The organism is Vibrio sp. NH-UV-68, from assembly GCF_042940635.1.
GTDB classification, from domain to species: domain Bacteria; phylum Pseudomonadota; class Gammaproteobacteria; order Enterobacterales; family Vibrionaceae; genus Vibrio; species Vibrio pacinii.
In genome coordinates this window covers 1,699,009-1,713,655 of record NZ_CP134975.1, presented here as the reverse complement: position 1 = coordinate 1,713,655, position 14,647 = coordinate 1,699,009, and the positions used below count along the sequence as shown (strand labels likewise).

Sequence of the window (14,647 nt, the reverse complement as noted above, 5' to 3'; positions counted from 1 at the left end):
TATTTCACCAAAATCTGTTGTTACGGCGATCAGAAGGTGACCTTCATTTCTACACCGTAGAAAATATCGTCGTAGCTCGCACCCGCATCAAGGGCAAATTTGGCTGCATCTTGATTGCCAAACCAAGGATTGCTGCTGTACTGAAATTCTGCGCTGCCGCCCCAAGCACCACTGACCCAACCGTGAATATGCCCGACAGGGTTCAAGAAGAAGAGTGTGATATCGCCCATGGTTTCCGAGCCCATGACTTCACCACCAGTGTTGACAATGTTTTGCTCGGCTTCGAACATCATTTCACCGACGATCGCACCAAAGAATGGTGTGATAAAGAGATCTTGCCATGAAGGGATCTCAGCAAAGGCTTCTACACCATATTCCCAGAAGAAAGTAGACATGGTGGCAGAGTAGAGGAAGGATTCAAACTCGTTAAACCCGGCATGGCGCGCTGCCGTGTAATACACGCCACCAAAATAGGGGTGCATAACGTAGTTGAGAAAGTGTTCATCGCGATCCCAAACTGGGCCTGCGGTGACGTTGTCTTTCCATTTTGAGCCTAAACCACTTAAGTTACGGTCTTCTTCATCCCATTTAGTGATAGATTCTGGCAGAAGTGTCATCAATCCGACGGTTGCGACGCTCAAACCTAAAATGGTGTAGGTTTGACCTTTTAAATAATCCCAATCCTTCTCCTCAGACATGGTTAAATATTTTGGTAAGCCTGGTGCTTCTAATTTAAACGTGCTCTCAGTTAGACTTAGAGAATAAGGATCGCTGATCTGATACTGATAGGAGTTGTGAAATATGCTGTCAGGTTGCGCTTGATCTACTTGATACGAAAGCTCAATATGTTGATTCGACTGATAAACATTGGCATTGGCGTAAGTGCAAGCTGACAACATTAAAGCGGAAATGCTTTTTTGGAACACGAAAGACTCCATCGTTATTATTTTTTGATGATCAGGTTCACAATTATCCAACAAAGTCAGCATAATGGGAACTTGAAATTGTCCTAAATAAGAAACTGGGTCCATTTTTCACCAAAACGCATGATTATTATCAGTTAAACTCTACAAATATGTGACGATTTCCCACAAAGGATATAACAATGTTAAAGATAGCAATGCTCAGCACTGGGGAAGAGGTCCTTCACGGCGATATTGTTGATACCAACGCTGCCTGGTTGTCGCAACGCTTTTTTGAACATGGCTATAGCATGACCAAACGTTCAACCGTCGGTGATGAAATGGCGGCGTTAATTGAAGAATTATTAATGCTCAGTTTTAACTGTGACATTGTGGTTGTGAACGGTGGACTAGGTCCAACATCAGATGATTTGAGTGCTCAAGCGGCAGCGCTCGCGCTAGACACTGAACTTGTGCTGTTTCCACAGTGGTTAGAGACATTAGAGGAATTTTTTGCTGCTCGCGGCATTGCCATGCCAGAAAGTAATCGCAAGCAAGCAATGTTGCCTAAAGGCTCAATATTGCTAGATAATCCTGTCGGAACGGCATGTGGCTTTAAGCTCACGCTTAACGACTGCGATTTTTATTTTACTCCTGGCGTTCCCAGTGAGTTTAAACTCATGATTGATCAACAAGTGCTGCCTGATATTAAAGCAAGTCACCCTCAAGTGACAGGACAAGATTGCAGCAAGCTTTATACTTTCGGTACGTCAGAATCAGCACTCTCTGACAAACTCGACAAGATCAAACTGCCACCAGGTTATACGCTTGGTTATCGCTCCTACTTACCTTATATCGAAGTAAAGTTGTTCGGTCCCAAAGAGGACTTGGATAATCGCGTCAAACTACTACAAATCATATTTAAACTTATCGAAGAGCATGTAGTGAGCGTCGATGAGTCGATGCAGAAACATGTTGCTTACTTGATCCAAGAGAAGAAAATGTCTATTTCGACCGCAGAACAATCTACGTTTGGTGCGCTTTCTCAGTGGATCCAGTCAAATGCTTTGGCGGCAGAATTTTGTGGTCATGGTTGGGTCTTAGGTGAGCGAATTGCGGTTGGAGAACAAGCGGATGACAAGTTAGCGGCAGCGTTGGCGTTGGTTGGTGCGACTAAGGACAAATGCGGTACCGATGTAGCGATTGTGACGGGGAAGGTTACCGATAATGCGTTCTGCGTTACGCTTGCTGCGCCAGAAGGTGAATGGGGACAAACACTAACCTTGAAGCGAAATTACTCCCGTGATGAGCAAGCATTGGTGATAACCATTGTCGCCGCCGATATGTTGCGCCGTTATTTGAGTAAGAAACCGATGTTTGTCGGTTACAGCTCGTTATCGAGAGTCAAAGAGATGTTCGTGCCTCGTAGCATAATTAGTGAATAAAAATTCAGCTAGGGTAGTGCGCTAAGTTTGTCAAACACTAACCGTTTTGCGTTCTGTAATAAGTGAATGAAAGCTCTTCTTATTACTCATCGAGCGAGATAATTAATTTTTATTCGAATTTCATATAATAGCTAACTGAATGATTTTTCATAGAAGACGTTTTTGTCTTAGATTTGCAACGTGCATTCGTCAGAATAACCTTTAAAATGACAATTCGGTTGCCAATTGCATAAGGAGGTTAGCATGTTAAATCAGTCCAAGATTTTGGTTTGGTATCAAGTGGCTAGCCAAAAAGTTATTTTGGGTGAAGCGCTGAATAATCAGCACCAAGACTTGATTTCGAGATGGCTGCAGGCGCCAGAGGAGCCTCTTGCTACCGATTGCCTAGGGTACCGTCTTTCTTTATATGATGATGATGGCAGAGAGATTGGTGGTAAGTCAGTATCAATGCTGACAGCAGATGAATTTTTATCCGGTGTTCGAGTGCAGATATAAAAAAGGCCAGCGTTTCTGCTGGCCTTTTTTGAATGATTATGCACGTCTTTCTTTGAGCGTATATTTGACATCTTTGACTTCAATGTCAGATTTTGCTCGGCAAATGCACGGCAAAATCTCTTTTTCTTGAGTGTAAGCCATCGCAAAACCAACGTACTCAACTTCTCCAGAAATCAAGGTGCAGCGACAAGCACCACAATGCCCATCGCGACAATTGTATTCTGGCTCCAGCTCTGCCCGCTCTAGAGTTTCTAGAATGGTATTAGACGGGTGGGACTGAATCGTTGTAATTCCGTTAATTTTGATACTGGGCATTACAGTTCGAAATCCTTAAAATCATCGGCGCGAACATCACTGTCGATCTGGCCGACAAGATAAGATGAGATCTCTGCTTCTTGTGGTGCAACTTGGACGTTGTCTGATGATAACCACGCGTTAATCCAAGGAATTGGGTTAGACGTCGCTTCTGGGTAAGCCGTACCTAGGCCAACCGCTTGCATACGAATGTTCGTGATGTATTCAACATACTGGCTCAGAATATCTTTGTTAAGGCCAATCATAGAGCCATCTTTGAATAGGTATTCTGCCCACTCTTTTTCTTGCTCAGCAGCGGCTTTAAATAGATCGAAACACTCTTGCTTACACTCTTCTGCAATCTGAATGAAAGCAAAGTCATCTTGTCCATTACGCAACAAGTTAATCATATGCTGCGTGCCAGTGAGGTGCAGCGCTTCATCGCGAGCGATAAGCTTGATTATTTTAGCATTACCTTCCATCAATTCACGTTCAGCAAAAGCGAATGAACAAGCAAAACTCACATAGAAACGAATGGCTTCAAGTGCGTTGACTGACATCAGACACAGGTAAAGCTTCTTCTTAAGCCCATGCAGTGAAACCGTTACATCTTCACCGTTGATTTGGTGAGTGCCTTCACCATAGCGGTGGTAGTCGTTGGTCAGCTGAATAAGCTCATCGTAATAGCGAGAGATATCGTCAGCACGCTTTAGGATATGCTCGTTCTCAACAATGTCGTCAAACACCACACCCGGATCATTAACAATGTTACGGATAATGTGAGTGTATGAACGCGAATGAATCGTTTCTGAGAACGACCAAGTTTCAATCCAAGTCTCGACTTCAGGCAATGAAACCAATGGCAACAGTGCAACGTTAGGGCTACGGCCTTGGATTGAATCCAACAACGTCTGATATTTCAAGTTCGAGATGAAAATATGCTTTTCATGATCTGGAAGCTTGTTGTAGTCGATGCGATCACTTGAAACGTCGACTTCTTCTGGGCGCCAGAAGAACGAAAGTTGCTTTTCGATCAACTTTTCAAAGATTTCAAATTTTTGTTGGTCGTAACGTGCCACGTTAACGGATTGACCTAAGAACATTGGTTCTTTTAATTGGTCATTTTTATTTCGATTAAAAGTACTGTAAGCCATGATGCCTCAATTCCTTTTATGCCCCTTAATCATAAGGGGCGAATAATTTGTTAAACCTGATAACTGTATAAGGCTATCGATTAGATCTTACAACCGCCGCCTGCACAATCGTCATCTTGTGGTTGTACTGCGTCTTTTTGGTCATCGCTCGCACCATCACGTGTGTTGTGGTAGTAGAGTGTTTTGACACCAAATTTGTACGCAGTCAGCAGATCTTGAAGCAATTTCTTCATTGGAACTTTGCCACTCTCAAAACGAGTTGGGTCATAGTTCGTGTTGGCAGAAATGGCTTGGTCAACGAATTTTTGCATAATGCCGACAAGATGCAAGTAGCCCTCATTTGAACCAATGTTCCACAGCAGCTCATAGTTATTCTTGTATTCAGTGAATTCAGGAACCACTTGCTTAAGAATGCCATCTTTAGATGCTTTAACTGAAACGTAACCACGTGGTGGTTCGATGCCGTTGGTCGCATTTGAAATCTGAGAAGAAGTCTCAGATGGCATAAGCGCCGTTAAGGTAGAGTTACGTAAGCCATGAGTCATTATTTCTTGACGTAAGTTTTCCCAGTCATAGTGCAGCGGCTCATCACACACTAAATCGATATCTTTCTTGTAGGTATCGATAGGCAATAGACCTTTTGCGTAGTTGGTTTCGTCGAACAAAGGACATTTACCTTGTTCTTTAGCCAAGCCAACAGACGCTTTCAACAAGTAGTACTGCATTGCTTCAAATGTACGGTGAGTCAAACCGTTGGCACTACCATCCGAGTACTTAACACCATTTTTCGCTAAGTAGTAGGCGTAGTTAATCACACCCACACCAAGAGTACGACGGTTCATACTTGACTTATAAGCGGCCGGAAGTGGGTAGTCTTGGTAATCAAGTAGGGCATCTAGTGCACGTACAACCAGATCAGCCAACTCTTCAAAATCATCCAGTGACTTAATGGAACCTAAGTTAAACGCTGACAGAGTACATAGCGCGATTTCACCTGAGTCGTCTTCAACGTTCGTCAGTGGCTTAGTTGGTAATGCAATCTCAAGACATAGGTTTGACTGGCGAATAGGCGCAACTTCAGAGTCAAATGGGCTGTGCGTATTACAGTGGTCAACGTTCTGAATATAGATACGACCCGTTGAAGCACGCTCTTGCATTAAGATTGAAAACATCTCAACGGCTTTTACGGTCTCTTTCTTGATAGAAGGATCGTTTTCGTACTTAACGTATAGGCGTTCAAATTCATCTTGGTTTTCGAAGAATGCGTCATACAGACCTGGAACATCCGAAGGTGAGAACAGTGTGATATTACCGCCTTCAACCAAACGTTGGTACATCAGACGGTTCAGCTGTACGCCGTAGTCCATATGACGGACGCGGTTCTCTTCAACGCCACGGTTGTTCTTGAGCACCATTAATGCCTGAGACTCACCATGCCACATTGGGTAGAAAACGGTTGCAGCACCACCACGAACACCACCCTGAGAACAACACTTAACGGCAGTTTGGAAGTACTTGTAGAAAGGAATACAACCAGTATGGAATGCTTCACCGCCACGGATTTCTGATCCTAAGGCGCGGATGCGTCCAGCGTTAATACCGATACCAGCACGCTGAGAAACGTAACGAACAATCGAGCTCGCTGTCGCATTGATCGAATCTAGGCTGTCACCACATTCAATCAGTACACAAGAGCTGAACTGACGAGTAGGGGTACGCACACCAGACATGATCGGCGTTGGTAGCGAGATCTTGAAAGTAGATGTCGCATCGTAGAAACGCTTGATGTAGTCAAGGCGAGTCTCTTTTGGATACTTCGCAAACAAACAAGCGGCAACTAAGATATAAAGGAACTGAGCACTTTCATAAATTTCACCGCTGACACGGTTTTGGACAAAGTACTTACCTTCTAGCTGTTTAACGGCCGCGTAAGAAAAATCGAGATCGCGTCTGTGGTCGATATACGAATCCAACTCATCCAGTTCCGCCTTACTGTAGTCTTCGACAATATGCTTGTCGTACTTGCCCTTATCAATAAGGCGAGTAACGTGATCATACAGCTTTGGTGGCTCATATTGACCATAAGCTTTTTTGCGCAAATGGAAAACCGCTAAGCGTGCTGCAAGATATTGGTAATCTGGCGTTTCTTCCGAGATAAGATCGGCGGCTGATTTGATGATAGTTTCGTGAATATCAGAGGTCGTAATGCCATCATAGAACTGAATGTGAGCGCGTAGTTCTACTTGTGATACAGAGACGTTGTCTAGGCCTTCGGCAGCCCATGTAATCACGCGATGGATCTTGTCGAGATCGATACTTTCTTTGCGTCCGTTACGCTTAGTAACGGTAAGTTGTTGGTTCATTCTGCTTCATTTCCCTAACAAAACTGATTAAAGCCGATTTTATGTGTAATTCTTGTAAAAATCGTTCCGGCTTTGTGATCAAAGTCTATCTATATATTGTAGTACAAACACAACATATAGGGGTGCACTGCGGTGCGGATTACAAGATAGTGCTATCTCGGGTAGTTTTCAAGTTACAGATCTTGGATGACTTGTGGATAACTAACAAAATTAAAAAAAACAGTAAGTGACTACTAACCGATGAGAATAGTGCTGGCAAGATTGCATAAAATTACCGTTTTAGAATCGGTTTATAACTAACCATAAACAAAAAAAAATACCTTGATCTTTAGATAAATTTGAGACCGTTTTTTAGGTTGTTTAAATTGGAATCAAATCGACAAAAATCGGTTAAAAAAGCACTAAAAAAGGCGGTGAGCTTGTGCTACCGCCTGAATCGTCATCACTTAGAGTAATGAGTGATGGTTGGTTAAAATTTCTGGGTATGGACGATGTAATTTACGTCGACATTGTGGCCGAGCTTGTAGCTATCGGTGAGTGGGCTGTAATGCAGCCCAGTGATGCCTGTTTCGGTTAAATCGGTTTGATCGACCATTTTAATTAGTTCAGCAGGGCGAATGAACTTGTCATGGTCATGGGTGCCTTCTGGAACGATCTTTAATAGCTTCTCTGCGCCGACAATAGCGAACAGGTATGACTTAATGTTTCGATTTAAGGTCGAGAAAAACACATGGCCACCAGGTTTTACCAACGCTGCACAAGAGCGAACGACCGAAAGTGGATCTGGAACGTGCTCAAGCATCTCCATACAAGTTACTACGTCGTAGGTACCCGCATTGTGCTGCGCGTGATCTTCGATCGTACTCTGAATGTAAGTCAGTGTTGTGCCTGTTTCTAGTGCATGAAGGCGAGCGACTTCGAGGGGCTCTTTACCCATATCTAAACCTGTCACCTTGGCGCCTTCTTTCGCCATGCTTTCAGCAAGGATACCGCCGCCACAACCTACATCAAGTACCGTTTTGCCAAACAGACCATTACAATTGTCGAGCACATAGTTCAAACGCAGAGGGTTAATTTGATGTAGAGGTTTAAATTCACCCTCTAAATCCCACCAGCGAGAGGCCATATCCTCGAATTTTTTAATTTCATTTGGGTCGACGTTTTGTGATTGGGTCATAACAACTCTGCTAATAAACTGCTTTCCTTAAGATAGGCATTATACCTGACTCGATAAATGAGGCCACTTTTATCCAAATGTGGATAAAATGTAGCCACTTATCAGCAGCATATAGTCCAAATGTGCATTTTGTCGGCGTTTGATTCACAACCAATCTCACAACCTTGTAAAAGGAGAGGGAAAGTGATGCCGAACAAATGAATTCTATGTTATATTTTTGCACCTTAAGCGTATTGTACATACGATCTATAGAATAGAGGGATAATGGCTCTATGAGCGATCTAGCGAAAGAGATCACGCCCGTAAACATTGAAGATGAGCTGAAAAGTTCGTACTTAGACTATGCGATGTCAGTTATCGTTGGTCGAGCTCTTCCAGATGTGCGTGATGGCCTAAAGCCAGTGCATCGCCGCGTATTATTTGCGATGAATGTGCTAGGTAATGATTGGAACAAACCATATAAAAAATCTGCCCGTGTTGTTGGCGATGTAATCGGTAAATATCACCCACATGGTGATAGCGCAGTGTACGACACTATCGTACGTATGGCTCAACCGTTTTCACTTCGTTACATGCTAGTCGACGGTCAAGGTAACTTCGGTTCGATCGATGGTGACTCAGCGGCGGCAATGCGTTATACCGAAGTTCGTATGGCGAAAATCGCCCACGAGCTTTTAGCTGATTTAGACAAAGATACTGTTGATTATGTACCTAACTATGATGGTACAGAACAAATTCCAGCAGTTCTGCCAACAAAAATTCCTAACCTATTGGTCAACGGTTCCTCTGGTATCGCAGTAGGTATGGCAACCAACATCCCACCTCATAACTTAACTGAAGTTATCGATGGTTGCCTTGCATATATCAATAATGAAGAGATCACTATTGATGAGCTAATGGACTATATACCTGGTCCAGATTTCCCGACCGCAGCGCTAATCAGTGGCCGTAAAGGCATCATTGACGCTTATAAAACAGGTCGCGGTAAAGTCTACATGCGTTCGAAAGCGGATATCGAAGTAGAAAAGAATGGTAGAGAAACTATCATTGTCAGCGAGATCCCTTATCAGGTAAACAAAGCTCGCTTGATTGAGAAAATCGCTGAGCTTGTAAAAGATAAGAAAGTTGAAGGTATCAGTGCACTGCGCGATGAGTCAGACAAAGATGGCATGCGTATTGTTATTGAGTGTAAGCGTGATGCAGTTGGCGAAGTGGTACTAAACAACCTGTACGCCAATACTCAGCTCCAAACGACTTTCGGCATCAACATGGTGGCATTGAACAATGGTCAGCCACAACTTTTCAATCTAAAAGACATGTTGAAGTGTTTCGTTGACCACCGTCGTGAAGTGGTGACTCGACGCACTATTTTCGAATTGAAGAAAGCACGTGACCGTGCTCATATCTTAGAAGCTTTAGCTCTCGCTCTCGCGAATATCGATGACATTATCGAATTAATTCGCAGCGCATCAACTCCAGCGGAAGCCAAAGCTGGCCTAATCGCCCGTGGTTGGGATCTCGGTAATGTTGCTGAAATGCTGGAACGTGCAGGTACTGATGCTGCCCGTCCAGATTGGTTGGAAGACCAATATGGCATTCGTGACGGACAGTACTTCTTAACCGAACAGCAAGCACAAGCGATTCTTGATCTTCGTCTACATAAGCTAACAGGCTTAGAACATGGCAAGATTCTCGATGAATACAAAGCACTGCTTGATGAAATTGCAGAGCTAATGTACATCTTGGCAAACACCGAGCGTTTGATGGAAGTGATCCGTGAAGAGCTTGAGCTAGTGCGTGAGAACTATGGTGATGTTCGCCGTACAGAGATCACAGCCGCTAGTCATGATATCGACATGGAAGAGCTGATTGCACGTGAAGATGTGGTAGTGACTCTATCGCATGGTGGCTATGTTAAATATCAAGTACTGAGCGACTACGAGTCACAACGTCGTGGTGGTAAAGGTAAGAGCGCAACTAAGATGAAGGACGAAGACCATATTGAGCGTCTTCTAGTGGCGAATACCCACGATAACATCCTATGTTTCTCTACTCGTGGTAAGACCTACCGTCTGAAAGTGTACCAACTACCATTTGCTAGCCGTACCGCGCGTGGTAAGCCGATTGTTAATATTCTTCCACTTGAGGATGGCGAGCGTATCACGGCGATCCTGCGTGTTGATGAGTTCTCAGAAGATAAATTTATCTTTATGGCAACGGGTGATGGTACGGTGAAGAAAACGCCGCTCAACCAGTTTGCCAACGTACGTTCAAACGGTTTGATTGCGGTTAACTTACGTGATGATGATTCACTGATTGGTGTGGATATCACCAATGGTGAAAACGAAATTATGCTGTTCTCTAAGGCGGGTAAAGTGGTTCGCTTTAAAGAGGCAGAAGAGACACCTGTACTTGATGAAAATGGCAATCCAGTTCTTGATGAGAACGGTCAACCAGAAGTGAAGTTTAAAGGGGTTCGCCCAATGGGTCGTACTGCCTCTGGTGTCCGTGGTATGAAGTTGGCTAATGATGATCAAGTCGTATCACTGATTGTTCCATCGAATGATGGTGATATTCTTACGGTGACAGAAAACGGCTACGGTAAACGTACGACGCTTAATGAGTACCCTACCAAAGGTCGTGGTACTCAGGGTGTTGTATCGATCAAAGTTTCCGAGCGAAATGGTCCGGTTGTTGGTGCGGTTCAAGTCGTAGAAGGCGACGAGATGATGATGATCACCGACGCCGGTACTCTGGTACGCACACGTGTCGCTGAAGTTAGTCAAGTTGGCCGTAATACTCAAGGGGTTACCTTGATCCGTACTGCTGAAGACGAATCTGTGGTCGGTTTGCAACGTATTGAAGAAATTGATGAAGCTGAACTGTTGCAAGATGAAGACAATGCAAGTGCTGAAGAGGCAAGCGTTGACACATCGGCAGAGGCTCCAAGCGATAGCGATGATACTCAAGAGTAATTAAATTTCGTTACTTTGTTCGAACAAATGCCAGACTTTATGTCTGGCATTTTTTTTGTTTTTACTCGCATTATATCTACAAAAACATGCACTTTGGCGTACATCATATACAGTTATAGGAGTGTCTGTTTAAGTTCAAAGCTTAACCAAAGCGATGATATCTAGCGTGGATGTCGAGAACAAGCTCGAAACTAAGAGGGGTAGTCAGTGACAGCTGAACAAATGAATAAGTTTGCTCGGTCAGTACTTATCGCCTTCTTTTTTATATCTGTTTACCTGATCTCGGACACTCTAATCTCTGAGCATAAAATGCTACGTTGGATATATCTGTTGTTTCCGATCGCGCTTATTGTGTGTTTCTTTAGTGCTAACCGAAAAGTGAGAGCCTATTTATCTACGTTGTCACTCCTTATTCTGTTTATCGGTGGACTCTTCGAACCGCTAGATTTTGATGTAATTGAAGAGAGCTTTATCCTGCTGCCTCTTTGTTATGTTTTCTTGTTTCCAGGTGCGTTATGGCCGATTGCGGTTGCGATTGGGTTAGTCATAACTTATTGGTTCAACCTACCGGCTGAGAAATTTGGTGAATTTGTCGAAGATGCAATCGAGTTGGTTTTCATCGCATCATTTGCGACTGTGATGACTTATTATTATCAAAAGTCACAACGCCAGTCTCTGCGTTACAAAAAAGCCAGTTTGACAGACCACCTCACCAACTTACCCAATCGTAAATCCTTCTTTAATACCACCGCTGATTTACTGGCCGATGAGCAGAACGATCATGCGGTAATACAGTTAGGGTTGGATAACCTCAAGGCAGTGAATGACAATCTAGGTTACGGCTATGGCGATGAATTACTCAAACAGTTTTCGACCCATGTACAAAGCATTGTAGGAGAATTTGGCACAGTATTTAGACTTGGCGGAGATGAATTGGTCGTGTTGGTCTCGTTTGCTACAGGAGATAGACAGCCGTTGCAGCAGGTCATCGATAGGCTCGTTCAGCACTATGATACTGTCTGCCAAGTTTTTAATACTTCGCATAGTTTACTTTTTAGCGGGGGAGTAGCGTTACTCAGTGATGCACATAACAATATTAATGTTTGGGGCAAGAATGTTGATGCCGCGGTGGCCCGCGCCAAGAGCAGCGATAATGAAATAATGCGCTGGTATGACGAAGAGCTGATGAATGACACTATTCGTGATCATCAGATTGAAGTTGAATTAAAAGGCGCAATTGATAACCAACAACTGAAGTTGGTCTATCAACCTAAAGTCGACACTCGAAGCAATTCGATCGTTGGGGCCGAAGCGCTGCTGCGTTGGCATCATCCAGATCTAGGTGTTGTCTCTCCTTTAGACTTTATTTCTGTTGCTGAAAAAACAGCGCAGATTATTCCCATTGGGCGCTGGGTACTTGATCAGGCCATTCAGCAAGCAAAAGAGTGGCAAGAGATAGGCAAGCCAATCTGTGTTTCTGTCAATGTTTCCAGTGTTCAATTTACCCATGATGACATTTATCCTTTCATCGAAGGTTTGTTGGTTAAACATGAACTTGCCCCTCAACAGCTTCAAATAGAAATTACTGAAACGGCGATGATGGATAAACACACTCGGGTAGCGAAAACTTGTGACAAATTGCAACGATTAGGCGTCAGTATTGCGATTGATGACTTTGGTGTCGCGTATTCATCACTCAATTACCTTAAACGGTTACCTATTGATGTGATAAAAATCGACAAGTCTTTTATTGATCACTGTGTTACAGAGAGAACGGATCATATGATAGTCCGCACTATTATTCAGATCGGGCACAACTTAAATAAGGGTGTCATTGCTGAAGGAGTCGAAAATATAAAGCAGTGCGAGTTGTTAAAAAGTGAGCAGTGTTATCTGATCCAAGGCTATGTGTATTCTAGACCAGTCTATTGTCGCGAGTTTACCCACTTGCTCCTTTCTCAAAGTTGATGGCTCATTTCGTGATTGAAAAAAAAAGGCCGCAACTGCGGCCACATAACAGGAAGTAATGGATAACGCCAAGAGACAGAGGTTACGGTCTGTTGAACGTTTAATACTCAGTGTAGTCGATTAACACTGTTTAGCGATTTTTATGCATTAATTTATCAATAATAGGGATAATTAGTCGCATATTTGTCGATTTTTGTTTCGCTGTATATTCCGTTTTTGTCTTTAATTTTAGTTGTAAATGTTGTAATTGTTGCCTCGGTGTTTACTAATTTGCTGTTATCTTTGATTTCTGCGTTTTATTTGACTAAAAATGAATTCATCAATTGATCGGTGGCAATGAAGTGCCAATTAGTTGCTAAAGTATGAGATGTGGCTCACATTCGATCTGCCTATTGATGCCAAATCAGCGTAAAATCCCCCCTTCGAAAAACGGTATCTCCGGAAATGAAAATGGATAATAAACTCGGATTAAGCTCTTTAACCGCCATCGTGATTGGCTCGATGATCGGTGCGGGGGTATTTAGCTTACCGCAAAATATGGCATCCGTGGCAAGCCCAGCCGCCGTCATGATTGGTTGGACGATCACAGGGGTAGGGATGATCTTCCTTGCGCTTTCATTTCAAAAACTTGCATTTCATCGACCTCACGTTGATAGCGGTGTTTTTGGGTATGCCAAAGAAGGTTTTGGCGACTTTGTAGGCTTTTGTTCTGCGTGGGGTTATTGGTTGAGTGCGATGTTAGCCAATGTCTCTTACTTAGTGATTGTATTTAGTACCTTAGGAATGTTATTCGATACGCCTGACAATGTAATATTTGGTCAAGGTAATACGCTAGTTTCGGTCGTTGGTGCATCGTGCTTATTGTGGCTAGTGCATGCTTTAGTATTACGCGGTGTACAAACGGCGGCGTTAATTAATATGGTCACCACTTACGCAAAGTTAGTTCCTCTAATAATTTTTATTATTTGTGCAATGTTTGCCTTTAGTTGGAATACCTTCACCTTTGATTTTACCGGTGTTCATTTTGGTGAAGAGTACGATCTGCTCGAGCAGGTGAAAAGTACTATGCTTATCACCGTCTGGGTATTTATTGGTATCGAAGGGGCAGTCGTTGTCTCAAGCCGAGCTAGAAATCGAAAAGATATTGGTCGAGCGACAATTTTGGGGCTGCTCACGGCACTGGCGATTTATATCTTCGTGACTTTGTTGTCTATGGGGGTTGTTAAGCCAGTGGAATTAGCCACTTATCAAAATCCATCGATGGCCAAAGTATTAACGTTGATTCTCGGCCCTTGGGGGCAATACATTATCAGTGTTGGGCTGTTGATTTCAGTATGTGGTGCGTTTCTCAGTTGGACAGTTCTGGCATCCGAAGCGCCGTACTTGTGTGCTAAAGAGAAAATGTTCCCGAAGAAATATGCGCAGTTAAACAAGGCTGGTAGCCCAGTGAAACCGCTAACCTTAACCAATATATGGATACAGGTTTCGCTGATTTTTGTCATGTTCGCTGGCAGTACTTATGATACTTTGTTGATCATCGCTTCAGAAATGATTTTAGTGCCTTACTTCCTTGTTGGGGCATTTGTATTGAAAATCGCCATCACTGAGAAAAACAGAGGTAGCTTGCTGTTGGTTGGACTTGGTGCGAGCGTATATGGTTTATGGCTACTGTATGCTTCTGGTCTTAACTACCTGCTGTTATCAGCATTGCTCTACTTGCCGGGTCTCTATTTCTACATTCAAGCTAAACGAGAGCAAGGTATCCATCCATTTAAAGGAAGAGAAAGGCTTGGCGCTGGTGTATTGGGTTTCACCGCAATGTTGGCGGTTGGCATGATATGGAGCGGTAGTCTGAACTTAGCATTGTAAATAAA

Annotated in this window: 10 protein-coding genes; 5 read left to right on the top strand and 5 right to left on the bottom strand. The window is 43.4% G+C overall.

All coding sequences use genetic code 11. The annotated features are described in order from the left end of the window. Window positions 1-29: 29 nt before the first annotated feature. Window positions 30-938, bottom strand: coding sequence for a DUF3943 domain-containing protein (locus ViNHUV68_RS07865; RefSeq protein ID WP_391090291.1), 909 nt, complete (start codon window positions 936-938; stop codon window positions 30-32). A 167-nt stretch (window positions 939-1,105) separates the two neighbouring features. On the opposite strand from ViNHUV68_RS07865, the gene ViNHUV68_RS07860 reads away from it, so the two are divergent. Together ViNHUV68_RS07860 and ViNHUV68_RS07855 are read left to right on the top strand one after the other, a co-directional pair. Beyond that, complete coding sequence (locus ViNHUV68_RS07860) at window positions 1,106-2,347, top strand: CinA family nicotinamide mononucleotide deamidase-related protein (protein WP_391087107.1); 1,242 nt, start codon at window positions 1,106-1,108, stop codon at window positions 2,345-2,347. A 243-nt stretch (window positions 2,348-2,590) separates the two neighbouring features. After that, window positions 2,591-2,842 (top strand): hypothetical protein, encoded by a 252-nt coding sequence (locus tag ViNHUV68_RS07855; RefSeq protein WP_038174611.1) that lies wholly within the window; start codon window positions 2,591-2,593, stop codon window positions 2,840-2,842. A 36-nt stretch (window positions 2,843-2,878) separates the two neighbouring features. Here the strand turns inward: ViNHUV68_RS07855 and yfaE are convergent, their stop codons facing one another. The 4 genes from yfaE to ubiG form a co-directional block, all read right to left on the bottom strand. After that, the gene (yfaE, locus tag ViNHUV68_RS07850; RefSeq protein ID WP_038174613.1) at window positions 2,879-3,157 is read right to left on the bottom strand and encodes a class I ribonucleotide reductase maintenance protein YfaE; all 279 of its coding nucleotides are present in this window, start codon (window positions 3,155-3,157) and stop codon (window positions 2,879-2,881) included. After that, complete coding sequence (nrdB, locus tag ViNHUV68_RS07845) at window positions 3,157-4,290, bottom strand: class Ia ribonucleoside-diphosphate reductase subunit beta (protein ID WP_038174614.1); 1,134 nt, start codon at window positions 4,288-4,290, stop codon at window positions 3,157-3,159. The genes yfaE and nrdB overlap by 1 nt, the downstream gene beginning before the upstream one ends. A gap of 80 nt (window positions 4,291-4,370) precedes the next feature. Then, window positions 4,371-6,653 carry a class 1a ribonucleoside-diphosphate reductase subunit alpha gene (nrdA, locus tag ViNHUV68_RS07840; protein WP_038174615.1) on the bottom strand — a complete coding sequence of 761 codons (2,283 nt, stop codon included), beginning with the start codon at window positions 6,651-6,653 and terminating at the stop codon, window positions 4,371-4,373. A 469-nt stretch (window positions 6,654-7,122) separates the two neighbouring features. Then, window positions 7,123-7,830: a bifunctional 2-polyprenyl-6-hydroxyphenol methylase/3-demethylubiquinol 3-O-methyltransferase UbiG gene (ubiG, locus tag ViNHUV68_RS07835; RefSeq protein ID WP_391087102.1), complete on the bottom strand. Its 708-nt coding sequence runs from the start codon at window positions 7,828-7,830 to the stop codon at window positions 7,123-7,125. 272 nt (window positions 7,831-8,102) lie between these two features. Between ubiG and gyrA the strand changes: the two genes are divergently transcribed. From gyrA to ViNHUV68_RS07820, 3 genes are all read left to right on the top strand, one after another. Next, complete coding sequence (gene gyrA, locus ViNHUV68_RS07830; RefSeq protein ID WP_038174617.1) at window positions 8,103-10,805, top strand: DNA topoisomerase (ATP-hydrolyzing) subunit A; 2,703 nt, start codon at window positions 8,103-8,105, stop codon at window positions 10,803-10,805. A gap of 207 nt (window positions 10,806-11,012) precedes the next feature. Continuing rightward, window positions 11,013-12,773: an EAL domain-containing protein gene (locus ViNHUV68_RS07825; RefSeq protein WP_391087099.1), complete on the top strand. Its 1,761-nt coding sequence runs from the start codon at window positions 11,013-11,015 to the stop codon at window positions 12,771-12,773. 450 nt (window positions 12,774-13,223) lie between these two features. Beyond that, window positions 13,224-14,642 (top strand): basic amino acid/polyamine antiporter, encoded by a 1,419-nt coding sequence (locus ViNHUV68_RS07820; protein ID WP_391087096.1) that lies wholly within the window; start codon window positions 13,224-13,226, stop codon window positions 14,640-14,642. The last annotated feature ends 5 nt before the right edge of the window (window positions 14,643-14,647 follow it).

What these genes read in the sequence shown, in the direction of transcription:
- nrdB (WP_038174614.1), bottom strand. Translation starts at nt 4,290, where the DNA reads ATGGCTTACAGTACTTTTAATCGAAATAAAAATGACCAATTAAAAGAA.
- ViNHUV68_RS07855 (WP_038174611.1), top strand. Translation starts at nt 2,591, where the DNA reads ATGTTAAATCAGTCCAAGATTTTGGTTTGGTATCAAGTGGCTAGCCAA.
- ViNHUV68_RS07865 (WP_391090291.1), bottom strand. Translation starts at nt 938, where the DNA reads ATGGAGTCTTTCGTGTTCCAAAAAAGCATTTCCGCTTTAATGTTGTCA.
- ubiG (WP_391087102.1), bottom strand. Translation starts at nt 7,830, where the DNA reads ATGACCCAATCACAAAACGTCGACCCAAATGAAATTAAAAAATTCGAG.
- ViNHUV68_RS07820 (WP_391087096.1), top strand. Translation starts at nt 13,224, where the DNA reads ATGGATAATAAACTCGGATTAAGCTCTTTAACCGCCATCGTGATTGGC.
- nrdA (WP_038174615.1), bottom strand. Translation starts at nt 6,653, where the DNA reads ATGAACCAACAACTTACCGTTACTAAGCGTAACGGACGCAAAGAAAGT.
- gyrA (WP_038174617.1), top strand. Translation starts at nt 8,103, where the DNA reads ATGAGCGATCTAGCGAAAGAGATCACGCCCGTAAACATTGAAGATGAG.
- ViNHUV68_RS07860 (WP_391087107.1), top strand. Translation starts at nt 1,106, where the DNA reads ATGTTAAAGATAGCAATGCTCAGCACTGGGGAAGAGGTCCTTCACGGC.
- yfaE (WP_038174613.1), bottom strand. Translation starts at nt 3,157, where the DNA reads ATGCCCAGTATCAAAATTAACGGAATTACAACGATTCAGTCCCACCCG.